We start from the raw sequence: 14,051 nt of genomic DNA on the forward strand, positions 1-14,051 counted from the left end.
CCTTGATACCGATCAGAAAGGCCCATTCATGACAGACCCCGTGCTGACATTGCAAGATACCCGTCTTCAGTTGGAGGGCAATGCTGGCCCCGTCAAGATCCTGAACGGGATTGATCTTGAGGTCACACGGGGCGAGAGCCTGGGGCTGACCGGCCCATCGGGGTCCGGGAAGTCATCGCTGCTCATGCTAATGGGCGGGCTGGAGCGGGCCACCGGAGGCACGGTCAGCGCCTTGGGTCGCGACCTGGGCGCGATGAACGAGGATCAGCTGGCGCGCTTTCGCCGCGACCATATGGGGGTGGTGTTTCAGAGCTTTCACCTGATCCCGACCATGACCGCATTGGAAAATGTCGCCACGCCCCTGGAGCTGGCCGGCGCGAAGGATGCTTTCGACCGTGCGGCCGAGGAGCTGGAAGCGGTCGGTCTGGGGGATCGGATGGACCATTACCCGGCGCAGATGTCGGGCGGGGAGCAACAGCGCGTGGCGCTCGCCCGCGCCGCCGCCCCGCGCCCGGATATCCTGCTGGCCGATGAACCCACCGGCAATCTGGATGGAACCACCGGGCACGCGATCATGGAGCTCTTGTTCGGGCTGCGCGACCGCCACGGCGCGACCCTGGTGCTGGTCACCCACGCGCCGGAACTGGCGGAACGTTGCGACCGGGTGGTGTCCCTGGCCGATGGGGTGCTGGTGTGAGCGTCGCCTGGCGCATTGCCCGGCGCGAGCTGCGCGGCGGGCTGAAGGGGTTCCGTGTCTTCCTGGCCTGCCTGGCGCTTGGCGTGGCCGCCATTGCGGCGGTTGGCACCGTGCGTGAGAGCATTCGCGCAGGGCTGGCGACCGAGGGTGCGGCCTTGCTGGGCGGGGACGCCGAGGTCACGCTGACCTACCGCCGGGCGGATGCGGCGGAGCTGGCGGCGCTGGAGGCGGCCTCGGATGCGCTGTCGGAGGTCATCGAATTCCGTTCGATGGCCGTGGTGGGCGCTGGCGAGACCGAGGACCGGGCCCTGACGCAGGTGAAGGCGGTGGATGCGGCTTACCCGTTGGTCGGGCAGGCGATGCTGGAGCCTGCGATGCCCTTGGCTGATGCCTTTGCGGGCCGGGGCGACACTCCGGGCGCGGTGATGGACCGGCTGCTGGTGGAGCGGTTGGAGCTGTCCGTGGGGGATGAATTTGCCTTGGGCGGCAAGGGGTTCGTGTTGACTGCCACGTTGGTGCGCGAGCCGGATAATGCCTCGGGAGGCTTTGGCCTGGGGCCACGGACGATGGTGGCGAGCGCGGATCTGGAGGGCTCCGGTCTGATCGCGCCGGGCTCTCTGTTTGATACGCATTACCGGCTGGAGTTGCCCGAAGGTACGGACCTGGCCGCCGCTGAGACGCGTGTTCTGGGCGGGCTCGAAGGCGCCGGGGCGCGCTGGCGTGACGCGCGCGACGGGGCGCCGGGGGTGCGGGTCTTTGTCGAACGGCTGGGGGCATTCCTGGTGCTGGTGGGCCTGGCCGGGCTGGCGGTCGGCGGGGTCGGCGTCAGCGCCGCCGTGCGCGCCTTTCTGGATGGGAAGACCGCGACCATTGCCACGTTGAAAACGCTGGGTGCGACTGGGCGAACGATCTTTACCGTCTACCTGATGCAGATCGGCGTGCTGACCGCGCTGGGGCTGGGGATAGGGCTGGTACTGGGTGCGGCGCTGCCGCTGGCCTTCGCGCCGATCATCGAAGCGCGCCTGCCGATCCCGGCGGAGTTCACCCTGCAATGGGCACCGCTGGGGGAGGCGGCCCTGTACGGGCTGCTGGCCGCCTTGCTGTTCACGCTCTGGCCGCTGGCGCAGGCCGAACAGCTGCGCGCGGCGGCGTTGTTTCGCGATGCCTCGCTGGGGCGCAGGCGATTGCCGCGCTGGCCGTGGATTGTGGTGACGGCGGTGCTGTTGGTGGCGCTCGTGGGCCTGGCAGCCTGGCTGACTGGGGTGGCGGTGCTGGCCTTCTGGTCGGCGGTGGGCATCCTGGGCGCCTTCGTGGTGCTGTTGTTGGCGGGGGCGGGCATTCGGCTGCTGGCACGCTGGTTGGCTGGCCGCAGGGCCTTGCGCGGGCGACCCGTGTTGCGCGGGGCCTTGTCTTCGGTTGGCGGGCCGGGCGGCGAGGCGGGTTCGGTCGTGCTGTCGCTCGGGCTGGGCCTGTCGGTGCTGGCCGCCGTGGGTCAGATCGACAACAACCTGCGCGGCGCCATCGACCGCGAGCTGCCCGAAGTCGCGCCGAGTTTCTTCGTGGTGGATATCCAGCCCGACCAGGTGGCCGACGTGCTGGCGCGGGTCGAAGACGACCCGGCAGTCAGCCGTATCGACCGCGCGCCGATGCTGCGCGGGGTGATTACCGGGATCAACGGGCGACCGGCCAGTGAGGTGGCAGGCGATCATTGGGTGGTGCGGGGCGACCGGGGGCTGACCTATGCCGCCGCCAAGCCCGACCGCACCACGGTCACGGCGGGGCAATGGTGGCCCGAGGATTATGTTGGAGATCCGCAGATCAGCTTTGCCGAGGAAGAGGCTTTTGAGATGGGCCTGTCGCTGGGCGACACGATGACGGTAAACATCTTGGGGCGCGACATTACCGGCACGATCACCAGCTTCCGCGCGGTGGATTTCAGCTCGGCGGGCATGGGGTTCGTGATGACGATGAACCCCGCCGCGCTGCAAGGTGCGCCGCATACGCATATCATGACGATCTATGCCGATCAGGCGGCCGAGGCGGCTATCCTGCGGGATCTGAGCCGGGGCTGGCCGAATATCACGGTGATTTCCGTGCGCGACGCCATCGGACGCGTGACCGGGCTGATGGGGCAGGTGGCCGCCGCAATCACCTATGGCGCGCTGGCCTCGCTGGTGACCGGCTTCGTGGTGCTGATCGGCGCTGCGGCCGCCGGGGAACGGGCGCGGACCTGGGAGGCGGCGGTGCTGAAGACGCTGGGCGCCTCGCGCGGATCGGTGCTGGCCAATTTCGCTCTGCGCTCGGCCATCCTGGGAGGGGCGGCCGGGCTGGTCGCGGTCTTTGCCGGGGGGCTTGCCGGCTGGGCGGTGACCCATTTCGTGATGGAAGGCGAGTTCGCCTTCGAGCCGGTCAGCGCGGTGGCGATCGTCACCGGCGGCGTGCTGGTGACGGTGCTGGCCGGGCTTGCCTTTGCCTGGCGGCCGCTGGCGGCACGGCCCGCACGGGTGCTCAGGGCGCGGGAGTAATACGCCTTTCGCGTACCGCCTGCTGGTGACGTCGGAGCGAGGGGCCAGCCCCTCGCGCACCCCGGGATATTTTTTGGAAAGATGAAAGGGGCTTATGTTCCGTGAGCGGGGCGGTGTTCCTTGCGAATGACCAGTTTGAGCCCGGACCAGATGTCATCCACGGCGCAGACCTTCACGTCGACCAGCGTGGTGGTCAGCGCCAGGGCGCGGATCACGTCTTCGGTGAGGTCGGTTGGGACCTTGGAGGCTTTCTTGGGCCAGCTCACCCAGATCATGCCGTCTTTGTCGAGGGCGGCGAGGGCCTGGGGCAGGGTGTCCTCCAACCAGGCGCGGCTGTCGGTGAAGAGATGGATGACGTCATGGGGGCCGGGGCCCAGGCTGTCTTCGACGACAAGAAAGGCGCGGGAGGTGGTCAGCGTGGCCAGGGACGCTGGACGGTTCAGCCAGCAGACACGCTGCCCGTCCTTGAGACCGAGTTTCTTTTCAAGCGGTGTGCCGGAATAGCCTGCCATCAACGTTCTCCCCAAGCTTGATCCCGGGTGCCTGCCCGAGGCGGCGGCGCAGCCGACACCGAGGTATCGCGTGCGCCGAAGGCGCTCCTTTGGATCAATGCAAAAAGCCCCGCCAGATTGGCGGGGCTTTTCGGATCGGTCAACGTGGCACTTAGACGGTGCGCGAGATCATCATCTTCTTGATCTCGCCAATGGCCTTCGCGGGGTTCAGGCCTTTCGGGCAGGTCTTGGCGCAGTTCATGATCGTGTGGCAGCGGTAGAGCTTGAAGGGATCCTCCAGCTCGTCCAGGCGCTCGCCGGTGGCTTCATCGCGCGAGTCGATGATCCAGCGGTAGGCGTGCAGAAGTGCGGCCGGGCCGAGGTAGCGGTCGCCGTTCCACCAGTAGCTCGGGCAGGAGGTCGAGCAGCTGGCGCACATGACGCATTCATAGAGGCCATCGAGCTTCTTGCGATCCTCGATCGACTGTTTCCATTCCTTGGCAGGCTGGTTGGTCTTGGTCTCCAACCACGGCATGATCGAGGCATGCTGGGCGTAGAAATGGGTGAGATCCGGCACCAGGTCCTTGACCACCGGCATATGCGGCAGCGGGTAGATCTTCACGTCGCCCTTGATCTCGTCCATGCCGAAGATACAGGCCAGCGTGTTGCCGCCGTCGATGTTCATCGCGCAGGAGCCACAGATGCCCTCGCGGCAGGAGCGGCGGAAGGTCAGGGTCGGGTCGATCTCGTTCTTGATCTTGATCAGCGCGTCCAGGACCATCGGGCCGCAATTGTCCATGTCGACGAAATAGGTGTCGACGCGCGGGTTTTCACCATCATCGGGGTTCCAGCGATAGATCTGGAACTTGCGCACATTGGAACCCTCGGGCTTGGGCCAAGTCTTGCCGACGCGAACGGTCGAGTTCTTGGGGAGCTTGAATTGTACCATTTATTACGCTCCTAGTTTGCTAAGACGGCGTTGATAATGTTCTAGGCGACCTTCACCATCATCTAGTCTGATAATGATTAGGTCCCCGTGATCCGGGCCATTTTCCATGGGAAAAACGCGAGTAACTACTTCAAAGTAAATTGGGTTACCTTCGAGGTCGTTATCAATGAGAAGATCCCCAGGTGCCGGGTTTGTACCGTTAGACAACTCTCCCCGGTTCTCGACATTTCCCGATGGCTGGAGTTCCATAAGAACGTAGCTAGTCATTCTTGGCTCCTTAGAACGTCCGCGCTTTGGGCGCGATTTTTTTCAGGGCGATGCCGCCTTCGTCTTCGGTGGTCAGCGGATCCAGAACGACCGGGCGATAGGACAGCTCGACCTTGGTGCCGGTCTCGTCCACGCGGCTGATCGTGTGCACGCGCCAGTTCTCGTCGTCGCGATCCGGGAAATCCTCGTGGGCGTGGGCACCGCGGCTTTCCTTGCGCGCTTCGGCCGAGACGATGGTCGAGATCGCCGAGGGCATCAGGTTGGTCAGCTCGAGCGTTTCCATCAGGTCCGAGTTCCACACCAGCGAGCTGTCGGTGACCTTAAGGTCGCCCATCTTGCCGGCGATCTCGGTCATCGCTTCGACACCTTCGGCCATGGTCTTGGCGGTGCGGAAGACGGCGGCGTCGCGCTGCATGGTCTTCTGCATCTCAAGCCGCAGGTCGGCGGTGGCGATGGCGCCATTGGCGTGGCGCAGCCCGTCGAAACGTTCGAAGGCCTTGTCGATCGAGGCTTGGTTCGGCTCCGGGTTCGGCGCGGCGGCATCGACCACCTCACCGGCGCGGATCGCGGCGGCGCGGCCAAAGACCACGAGGTCGATCAGCGAGTTCGAGCCGAGGCGGTTGGCGCCATGCACCGAGGCACAGCCGGCCTCGCCCGCAGCCATCAGGCCGGGCACGACCGCGTTCGGATCGTCCTTGGTCGGGTTCAGCACTTCGCCCCAGTAGTTCGTGGGAATGCCGCCCATGTTGTAATGCACCGTGGGCAGGACCGGGATCGGTTCCTTGGTCACATCGACACCGGCGAAGATCTTGGCGCTTTCCGAAATGCCCGGCAGGCGTTCGGCCAGGGCCTCAGCGGGCAGGTGGTTGAGGTTGAGGAAGATATGGTCGCCCTCGGCGCCCACACCGCGGCCCTCGCGGATCTCCATCGTCATCGAGCGGGAAACGTAGTCGCGCGGCGCCAGGTCCTTGTACTGGGGCGCGTAACGCTCCATGAACCGTTCGCCTTCGGAGTTGGTCAGGTAGCCACCCTCGCCACGTGCGCCTTCGGTGATCAGGCAGCCCGAGCCGTAGATGCCGGTCGGGTGGAACTGCACGAACTCGAGGTCCTGCATCGGCAGGCCCGCGCGCATGATCATGCCACCGCCGTCACCGGTGCAGGTGTGGGCCGAGGTGGCCGAGAAATAGGCGCGGCCATAGCCGCCGGTGGCCAGCACGACCATCTTGGCGTTGAACACGTGGAAGGTGCCGTCATCGAGCTTCCAGCAGACCACGCCCTGGCACTGCCCGTCTTCGGACATGATCAGGTCGATGGCGAAATATTCGATGTAGAACTCGGCGTTGTTTTTCAGCGACTGGCCATAGAGCGTGTGCAGGATGGCGTGGCCGGTGCGGTCGGCGGCGGCGCAGGTGCGCTGCACGGCGGGGCCTTCGCCGAACTCGGTGGTGTGGCCACCGAAGGGACGCTGGTAGATCTTGCCTTCTTCGGTACGGCTGAACGGAACGCCGTAGTGCTCCAGCTCATAGACCGCCTTGGGCGCCTCGCGGGCCAGGTATTCCATCGCGTCGGTGTCGCCCAGCCAGTCCGAGCCCTTCACGGTGTCATACATGTGCCACTGCCAGTGGTCCGGGCCCATGTTCGACAGCGAGGCGGCGATGCCACCCTGGGCGGCCACGGTGTGGGAGCGGGTCGGGAAGACCTTGGTCACGCAGGCGGTGCGCAGCCCCTGTTCGGCCATGCCCAGCGTGGCACGCAGACCGGCGCCGCCAGCCCCGACGACCACGACGTCATATTCATGCGTCTCGTATTCGTATGCAGCCATTTGTCGTTCTTCCTGTTTTAGAGCGCCATGCGAGCGAGCGCGAAAAGGCCCGTGGTGATCAGCACATAGGCCAGGGCCTGGAGCCCGATGAGAGTAAGCTTCTGCGCGGCACCGTGCATGTAATCCTCAACCGCGGCCTGGGCCTCATGGGTCAGGTGGAACACGCCGACGATCAGCGTGAGGGCGGTGATCAGGGCCGGGAAGGGGCGGGCGTAATAGGCCTGGACCTCTTCGAAGCTGCCGCCCAGGCCGATGCCGAAGGTAATGACGAAGAGCGGCACCAGCACGACCAGAGCGGCCGAGCTGACCATCATCTGCCAGTGGTGGTGAGTTCCGGCGCGGCCTGATCCCAGGCCGGTTGCGCGTTTGCGATCGGTCAGATATCTCATGTCAGCTCTCCTCAGACCACAATGACGGTGATGATGGTCAGGATGGTGGCACCGGCGAACATGCCGATGGCCATCTTCTCGGCGATCGGGATTTCGATGGCATATCCCAGATCCCAGATCAGGTGACGCAGGCGGCCCAGCATGTGGTAGAAGAAGCCCCAGGCGGCGAGTGTCATGACAATGTCGCCGATCAGGCTGCGCATCAGCCCGTCGATCATGGCGAAGGCGCTTTCCGAAGAGGCCGCAGCCAACAGCCAGAGCACCACCAGCACGGACATGACCAACATGCCGATCCCGGTAATTCGCACCATGATCGAGGACACGGAGGTCAGTTGCGGGCGGTAGATGGATAGGTGGGGTGACAGCGGGCGATTGCCCCGGTTCACGTCGGCCATGAAGTAGCCCCCTTCTCTGTCTGTTTCGGCTTTGTGACAGGAATAACGGTTTTTATGACGGAGTCACGCAGGAAGAGGTCGCAAAGGGGTGTTATTTGCGCTAACAGCGACGCTTTGTCCAGTTTCGTGATCACAACCTGCGCAGCTGTGATCACAAAAGCCGCCCAAGGGTGGAGACTCACTCTGAAATGATGGTGAATGCGGCATTATTCACCGGTGCCCAGCAGACTTTGCACGCCGGCGATGGGAAACATCGGCACGAGAAAGGCCACGATAAGGCACAATGCGCCGCGCCACGGGCCCACATCCAGATCACGCAGCGCCAAGCGAACCGCGACGGTGGTGCCGCGCACCAGGATGACGATGAGCAGGATCACCATCAGCATGGCCACACCATCGAGCACCGTTTCGGGAATGGCGAGCAGGTCTTGCAGCAGCCGCGCGGCCCCTTGTGTAAGCGTGGCGAAGAGTTCCGCTCCGACCACCACCATGGCCAGGGTCAGGGCAATCGACATCAAGGCAAAGGGGGGCACGTGCCGACCGAGAAAGCGGTTGGCCGTCCCCTTGGCGATCACTGCGAAGAGAAGCGCATAGATCCCGGCTCCAAGGGCGATGAAATCCCCCAGAACGCCGCCAAGAAACTCCATGACGGGCTCGGCGCCTCCGGATCGCTCCGGTGAGGGGGCGTACAGGCCCGTGGCAAGCGAGACCTTCTTGACCGCGAACAGAAGCAGAAGAAGCTCGATAAATCCCGCGAAGCTGCGGGTCAGGTCATCGGTTGTGTTCTCGACGGAAAACCGGGACCCATGGCGGAGCAGTAGCAGCGGTCGACGCCAGCCATTCACATATTTCTCCAGGCTGCCCCAAAGCACCCGCAGGACCGCCGCGATATCGCTGCGCATCCCGCCCGGCATGGCTCAGTCAAACAGCCGACCCAGATGGGTGGCGTATTCGGTGCACATGATGATCTCGCGCTTGCCGGGGTCATAGAAGGCGTTGACCTCGTCGCAGGGGATGACCGACACGGCCAGGTCCTCGGGAAGGACCATGACCTGGTTCAGCCGGTCGACCTCCCCCTTGATGAAGACGGTCAGCGCGTCATCCTCGCGCAGCATCCAGTCCATCTTGATCGAGTTGCCGGGGGCGTCTGCGGCCAGATCGTCCAGCACGCCGCCCCAGGAGCGGTTGGCCAGCTCGAACTCATCAGCACAGGTGCGGGCGCGTTGGTCGGGCAGGCCCAGTTCCTCGGCCAGGTCCGCGCGTTCATCCGGTTTGGCGCCGTAGAACAGGCAGACCAGGTTGTAATAGCGCTGCAGGTTCGACCCGTGCACGTCCCATTCGGCATAGCGTTCGCCGCGCGCCTCTGCGCGTTCGGCATCCTCGGAATAGGCACCTGCGGCGTCATAGGCGAGGCGGATCGCCTTGTCCTCGTCATGCAGCCGGTTCATCAGGATCACGGAGAAGACGTCGGCGGCGAACTCCTCGGGCCCGAAGACGGGCAGATCCATGATGTCGATCACCGCATGGCCCAGCTCGTGATAGAGCGTTTCGATGATGTTGGATTGCACGAAACGCTGGCGCGGCGTCACCACGGCGCGGGTCGCGGTGGCGACGGATCCGTCATCCTCGAAGGTGACTGTGGGCGGCAGCAGGTCCTCGCCGGGGACCTGTTCGCGCGGGGCGACCTCATCGCCCTTGCCGCCCGCAAACGCAGGGGCGGCAAGGGACAGACCGAAAACGGTCAAAACGGATAGAACAATACGCAGTTTCATACCATCATCGTGGCGATAAACCGCGTGTGGTCAAGCCTGTCCTGCCTTAGCGGCGCAGCGGCAGCCCGTCCTTGTCGGTCATCGAGCCGATCACGATGCGCACGAAGTCGATCAGGGTCCAGATGCCAAGGCCCCCCAGGGTCAGCAGCATCAGGATGCCGGTGCCGGTCTTGCCCAGATAAAACCGGTGCACACCCAGGCCGCCAAGGAAGAAACATAGCAAAATAGCGGGTACGAATTCCTTGCGGCTGAATTCCTGGGGGGTTGTATCGGTCATTAATAAGCTCCTGTAGGTGTTGCGACGCGCAGCCCGTCGCCGTCACGCCATTTCCCGATGATGAGAAGGTAGAAAACAAAGACTGTGTGGACCCCGTCGATCAGCAATGTCAGCAGGGCCGTTCCCACCATGTCCTGAGACAGGAAGGTAAAGAACAGCACCACCAACGCCAAGTCTGCAAGACCGTGCAGGTAGTCCTTGAGATAGAAATGGTGGATACCGAGGGTGCCGAAAACCCCGCATAAAGCCACAGCAATGCCATAGGATTTCGGAGAAATCTCGTCTCTGCCCGTCATGTTTTGCCCACTCGTTAAAGTAGTGGCATATGGTCATGACGGGCCGGAGGCGTCAAGTCAAACCGGCATGAGCGCCCAGTAGTCAAGGTCCAGCATCACCTCGGGCAGGTATTTCCCGTCTTCGCCCTTGAGCGCGAAGGGGGCCGCGCCGTGTTTGGTGGCGACGAGGCGCAGGCGGATGGCGCCGACGCCGGGGGCGGAGGTCTCGGCCTTGTCCAGCACCTCGGACCAGGCGCGGATCGTGTCGCCCGAGAAGCACGGGTTCGCATGGGCGCCCGCGTTGAGGCCGACGATCATCTGCGCATTGGCCAGCCCGTTGAAGGACAGGGTGCGCGCCATCGAGATCACGTGGCCGCCGTAGATCAGGCGCTTGCCGTCCGGGCGGTTGGTGGCGTCGAAATGCACCTTGGCGGTGTTCTGCCACAGGCGGGTTGCCATCATGTGTTCGGCTTCTTCCACCGTGACGCCGTCGACATGGTCGATCTTCTCGCCCACTGCGTAGTCGCCCCAGCGGTGGCGTTCACCGGCCAGGGTGAAATCGTAACGGCCGAAGTCCAGGCCTTCGGGGATCACGAGGTCGGAGGCTTCCAGCGCCGGCTTCAGCTCGGGGATCAGCGTGTCGGGCGCCGGGGCGTCCAGATCGCGTTTGCGCACCATCACCCAGCGGATGTAGTCCAGCACGACCTCGTCATTCTGGTTCATGCCCTTGGTGCGTACCCAGACCACGCCGGACTTGCCGTTGGAGTTCTGTTTCAGACCAATCACCTGCGAGGTCGAACGCAGCGTGTCCCCCGGATAGACCGGTTTCAGCCAGCGACCTTCGGCATAGCCCAGGTTGGCGACCGCGTTCAGCGAGACGTCCGGCACGGTCTTGCCAAAGACCAGGTGGAAGGCGGCCAGATCGTCGATCGGGGCGCCGTCCAACCCGCAGTCACGGGCGAACTCATCCGAGCTGTAGAGCGCGTGGCGGGCCGGGTAGAGCGCGTGATAGAGCGCGCGTTCGCCGCCTGACACGGTGCGCGGCACGGCGTGGGAAATGGTCTCGCCAATGCGATAGTCTTCGAAAAAGCGGCCCGGGTTCGTTTTGGCCATCACTGCTCTCCAAGTTTGATGTCGGGGGTATAGTCGCCCGAGACCTCCTTGGTGACCGCCTGCGCGCAGCGCATGGTGCCGGTCACCGGGTCGTGGGCGTATTGCGGGCCGCCATGCAGCGCCCAGCCCTTGTTCAGGGCCTGGGTCACCTTGTGGCAGAAGGCGGCGGTGTCCTCCTCGGTCAGCAGTCGATAGAGCTTCATGTGCCTAGCCGTAGGTTCCGAGGAACGGGTGGTAGCCCAGCCAGAAATGCACAAACGAGATGATCGCGTAGAGCATGACGGTGACCAGGACGAGTTTCAGGTCCTTGGTGAAGGGGCCGCGTTCGGGGCGCTGCCAGGTGGGCTCGGCGCGGTTGATGATGATCATTTCCAGTACGGCCCAGATCGCCATGGAGGTGAAGAGCACCACGGTCACCACGTCGCCATTCACCAGCAGGTGTGAGCCCGCCCAGATGAACATGCCGGTCAGCATCGGGTGACGTAGCTTGGTTTTCGCCACCCCCGAGGCCTCGCCCGCGCCGAACAGGAACACCGACACCAGCATCAGAAGGTTCACAAGGTGGCCCATGCCGGGCAGGGGGGTGTAGAGCGGGATGAACTCCGCCCCGCGCACGCCGATGATCATCAGGATCAACCCGATGCCGATCACCGCGGCCGAGATCCCCTTGGCCTTGGCCCCGAGCCCCGCGTGGGCCCCGGGCAGGATACGTTTCCAGAAATGCCCTGCATACCACAGGGAGATGCCGATAATCAGCCAGGTCATTTATGCCTCCATATCGGCCCGGGAGGGATCAGCCCTCCAGGGCGGCAATGGCATCTGCTTTCGCCAGCAGCGCCTTCGCGGTGACGATATGCAGATTTTCGACGATCTTTCCATCCACCACGGCGACGCCCTGACCGGCGGCCTCGGCTTCGTCGAAGGCGATGATCTGGCGGCGGGCCAGGTCGACCTCGGCCTCGGAAGGGGCGAAGGCGGCATTGGCCACGTCCAGCTGGGCCGGGTGGATCAGTGTCTTGCCGTCAAAGCCCATGTCGCGACCCTGATCGCATTCGGCTTTCAGGCCATCGGCATCCTTGAAGGCGTTGTAGACCCCGTCGATGGCCACGACACCATGCGCCTTGGCGGCCAGCAGGCACAGGTGCAGCCCGCCCATCATCGGCAGGCGGTCGGCGCGGAAGCGGGTGTTGAGCTCCTTCGCCAGGTCATTGGTGCCCATGACGAAGCCCTTGAGGCGCGGGTGAGCGGCGATCTCGGCCGCGTTCAACATGCCCAGAGGGGTTTCCATCATCGCCCAGAGGTCCACGTCCGGGATCAGCGCGGCCAGGTCATCCAGCTGCGCGGCGGAGTCCACCTTTGGCATCAGGATCGCGTCGATATCTGCGCCGATCATCGCCGCCACGTCGCCCTTGCCCCAGTCCGTGTCGAACCCGTTGATGCGCACGATCTTGGCCCGGTTGCCGTACCCGCCCTTGTCCAGCTCGGCGCGCAGCGTGGCGCGGGCCTCCAGCTTGGCGTCCGGCGCCACGGCGTCTTCGAGGTCGAAGATGATCGCATCCGTGGCCAGGCCGCGCGCCTTTTCCAACGCACGCTCCTTCGAGCCGGGGATGTAGAGAACCGAACGGTAGGGGCGCAGGGTCTGGGTCATGATTCTGTATCTCCGCAATATTGTTGCGCAAGGGATCACAGTTGCGCATGAATCTGCAAGGGCAATTTTGCCGCGCTGCAGAAATTTTACGCTGCGTTCCGGCGCGGGCTATGACGCAAAATGCGGCCGAACGGCGCATTAACCAGTTCTTTGCCTCTTTGCCGCAGGCTTTGAAGACGCGCCGAGTGACGGGAGGGCCCGCGGATGGCCGCCGTTTGAAACGGGAACAGGCTCGGCACCTTGACGACAACGGGGACGGTTTGACCGCCAGACGCCTGACGCGCGCCTGGATGGCCCGGTGGAGCTGTGTCCGTCTAGCAAAAGGAAAGACCCATGAAACAGCAAGTGCTTGCTCATGTTCGTCTGGTGGGCCTCGGCATCGGCGCGATCCTTCTTTCGGCCGGCCAGCTGGCCGCACAGAACAACAACTGCGCCGAGCGCGGCCGCGTGCTGGAACGCCTGTCGGGCACCTATGGCGAGACCCGCCAGTCGATCGGCCTGGCCGCCAACAACCAGGTGGTCGAGGTGTTTGCCAGCGAGGAAGGCTCCTGGACCATTACCGTGACCCTGCCCAATGGCATGATGTGCCTGGTTGCCGCCGGTCAGAACTTCGAACGTGTGGACGAGGAACTGACGCCTGCGATGCTGGGCGACCCGGTCTGAACCGGTCAGGTAAGCGCGTCGAAGACCAGCTTGCCGCCAGTCACCACCAGAAGCGCATAGGTCAGGGCGAAATAGGCGCGCTCGGAAAACACCCGATGCGCCCAGACGCCCAACCAGACACCGATTACGGCGAAGGGGATCAGGAACAGATCCGCCTTCGCCGTCTGCCAGGTAAAGATGCCCAGGAAGGCATAGGGGATGAATTTCATCAGGTTGATGGCCCAGAAGACGATCACGGTCGTGGCCTGGTAGGTGGTCTTGTCCAGCCCGCGCGACAGAAGGAACACCGCCGCCGGTGGCCCGCCCGCGTGGCTGATGAAACTGGTCAGCCCGCCCACCACTCCGGCGAGCCGCCCCGCACGGTCTGACAGGTGCCGCCCGGAAGGCGTCCAGAGCCGCAGTTTCACCGCCGCCTGGAACGCCACGAACCCCAGCGCCACCAGTCCGATCAACAGGCGAAACAGGTCCGGGTCCACCGCCTTGTAGATCAGCCCACCCAGCACCACGCCAGGCACCGCCCCCAGGATCAGGGCCCAGGCCGAGGGCCCATCCCATTTTTTCCAGTAGGGTTTCAGCGCGGTCACATCCATCAGCATCAGAAGCGGCAGCATCAGCCCGATGGCCGCGCCCGGGTCCAGAATCAGAGCAAGCAACGGCGTCGCCGCAAAGGCCGCGCCAGAGCCGAAGCCCCCCTTGGACACCCCCGCAAAGATCACCGCGGGAATCGCGAAGGCAAAGAATGTCAGGTCCAGAACCTCGGGCATATCC

Annotated in this window: 18 protein-coding genes; 3 read left to right on the forward strand and 15 right to left on the reverse strand. The window is 64.4% G+C overall.

Annotation, left to right across the window (positions count from 1 at the left end; genetic code table 11):
- Positions 1 to 28: 28 nt before the first annotated feature.
- Together ACO07D_RS12300 and ACO07D_RS12305 are read left to right on the forward strand one after the other, a co-directional pair.
- Positions 29 to 697, forward strand: coding sequence for an ABC transporter ATP-binding protein (locus tag ACO07D_RS12300; protein WP_421703238.1), 669 nt, complete (start codon positions 29 to 31; stop codon positions 695 to 697).
- Positions 694 to 3,222: an ABC transporter permease gene (locus ACO07D_RS12305; protein WP_421703239.1), complete on the forward strand. Its 2,529-nt coding sequence runs from the start codon at positions 694 to 696 to the stop codon at positions 3,220 to 3,222. The genes ACO07D_RS12300 and ACO07D_RS12305 overlap by 4 nt, the downstream gene beginning before the upstream one ends.
- Before the next feature lie 92 nt (positions 3,223 to 3,314).
- Here ACO07D_RS12305 and ACO07D_RS12310 read toward each other — a convergent pair whose 3' ends face one another.
- The 14 genes from ACO07D_RS12310 to ACO07D_RS12375 form a co-directional block, all read right to left on the reverse strand.
- Complete coding sequence (locus ACO07D_RS12310) at positions 3,315 to 3,734, reverse strand: DUF3052 family protein (protein ID WP_421703240.1); 420 nt, start codon at positions 3,732 to 3,734, stop codon at positions 3,315 to 3,317.
- A 151-nt stretch (positions 3,735 to 3,885) separates the two neighbouring features.
- Positions 3,886 to 4,662, reverse strand: a complete 777-nt coding sequence (locus ACO07D_RS12315) for a succinate dehydrogenase iron-sulfur subunit (RefSeq protein WP_421703241.1) — start codon at positions 4,660 to 4,662, stop codon at positions 3,886 to 3,888.
- 3 nt (positions 4,663 to 4,665) lie between these two features.
- Positions 4,666 to 4,929, reverse strand: coding sequence for a hypothetical protein (locus ACO07D_RS12320; RefSeq protein WP_421703242.1), 264 nt, complete (start codon positions 4,927 to 4,929; stop codon positions 4,666 to 4,668).
- Between the two features lie 10 nt (positions 4,930 to 4,939).
- The gene (sdhA, locus tag ACO07D_RS12325; RefSeq protein WP_421703243.1) at positions 4,940 to 6,751 is read right to left on the reverse strand and encodes a succinate dehydrogenase flavoprotein subunit; all 1,812 of its coding nucleotides are present in this window, start codon (positions 6,749 to 6,751) and stop codon (positions 4,940 to 4,942) included.
- Between the two features lie 17 nt (positions 6,752 to 6,768).
- Positions 6,769 to 7,140, reverse strand: a complete 372-nt coding sequence (gene sdhD, locus ACO07D_RS12330; RefSeq protein ID WP_421703244.1) for a succinate dehydrogenase, hydrophobic membrane anchor protein — start codon at positions 7,138 to 7,140, stop codon at positions 6,769 to 6,771.
- An 11-nt stretch (positions 7,141 to 7,151) separates the two neighbouring features.
- Positions 7,152 to 7,535: a succinate dehydrogenase, cytochrome b556 subunit gene (sdhC, locus tag ACO07D_RS12335; protein WP_421703245.1), complete on the reverse strand. Its 384-nt coding sequence runs from the start codon at positions 7,533 to 7,535 to the stop codon at positions 7,152 to 7,154.
- A gap of 206 nt (positions 7,536 to 7,741) precedes the next feature.
- Complete coding sequence (locus ACO07D_RS12340; RefSeq protein ID WP_421703246.1) at positions 7,742 to 8,437, reverse strand: hypothetical protein; 696 nt, start codon at positions 8,435 to 8,437, stop codon at positions 7,742 to 7,744.
- A 15-nt stretch (positions 8,438 to 8,452) separates the two neighbouring features.
- The gene (locus ACO07D_RS12345) at positions 8,453 to 9,307 is read right to left on the reverse strand and encodes a DUF4344 domain-containing metallopeptidase (RefSeq protein ID WP_421703247.1); all 855 of its coding nucleotides are present in this window, start codon (positions 9,305 to 9,307) and stop codon (positions 8,453 to 8,455) included.
- Positions 9,308 to 9,353: 46 nt separating this feature from the next.
- Complete coding sequence (locus ACO07D_RS12350) at positions 9,354 to 9,584, reverse strand: TM2 domain-containing protein (RefSeq protein ID WP_421703248.1); 231 nt, start codon at positions 9,582 to 9,584, stop codon at positions 9,354 to 9,356.
- The gene (locus ACO07D_RS12355) at positions 9,584 to 9,880 is read right to left on the reverse strand and encodes an NINE protein (RefSeq protein WP_421703249.1); all 297 of its coding nucleotides are present in this window, start codon (positions 9,878 to 9,880) and stop codon (positions 9,584 to 9,586) included. Before ACO07D_RS12355 ends, ACO07D_RS12350 begins: the two co-directional genes overlap by 1 nt.
- A 57-nt stretch (positions 9,881 to 9,937) precedes the next feature.
- Positions 9,938 to 10,972: a MaoC family dehydratase gene (locus ACO07D_RS12360; RefSeq protein WP_421703250.1), complete on the reverse strand. Its 1,035-nt coding sequence runs from the start codon at positions 10,970 to 10,972 to the stop codon at positions 9,938 to 9,940.
- A complete protein-coding gene (locus ACO07D_RS12365) occupies positions 10,972 to 11,175 on the reverse strand; it encodes a DUF1737 domain-containing protein (protein ID WP_421703251.1) in 204 nt (67 codons plus the stop codon). The genes ACO07D_RS12360 and ACO07D_RS12365 overlap by 1 nt, the downstream gene beginning before the upstream one ends.
- A 4-nt stretch (positions 11,176 to 11,179) precedes the next feature.
- On the reverse strand, positions 11,180 to 11,737 hold the full coding sequence (locus ACO07D_RS12370) for an NnrU family protein (protein WP_421703252.1): 558 nt from the start codon (positions 11,735 to 11,737) through the stop codon (positions 11,180 to 11,182).
- Positions 11,738 to 11,765: 28 nt separating this feature from the next.
- Positions 11,766 to 12,620: an HpcH/HpaI aldolase/citrate lyase family protein gene (locus ACO07D_RS12375; protein WP_421703253.1), complete on the reverse strand. Its 855-nt coding sequence runs from the start codon at positions 12,618 to 12,620 to the stop codon at positions 11,766 to 11,768.
- A 333-nt stretch (positions 12,621 to 12,953) separates the two neighbouring features.
- Here ACO07D_RS12375 and ACO07D_RS12380 point away from each other — a divergent pair, with 333 nt between their 5' ends.
- Positions 12,954 to 13,283, forward strand: coding sequence for a hypothetical protein (locus ACO07D_RS12380; RefSeq protein ID WP_421703254.1), 330 nt, complete (start codon positions 12,954 to 12,956; stop codon positions 13,281 to 13,283).
- Positions 13,284 to 13,288: 5 nt separating this feature from the next.
- Here the strand turns inward: ACO07D_RS12380 and ACO07D_RS12385 are convergent, their stop codons facing one another.
- Positions 13,289 to 14,047, reverse strand: a complete 759-nt coding sequence (locus ACO07D_RS12385; protein ID WP_421703255.1) for a sulfite exporter TauE/SafE family protein — start codon at positions 14,045 to 14,047, stop codon at positions 13,289 to 13,291.
- Positions 14,048 to 14,051: the final 4 nt, after the last annotated feature.

The sequence above is a fragment of the Aliiroseovarius sp. genome (genome assembly GCF_965228805.1).
In the GTDB taxonomy this organism is placed as follows: Bacteria; Pseudomonadota; Alphaproteobacteria; order Rhodobacterales; family Rhodobacteraceae; genus JASBTN01.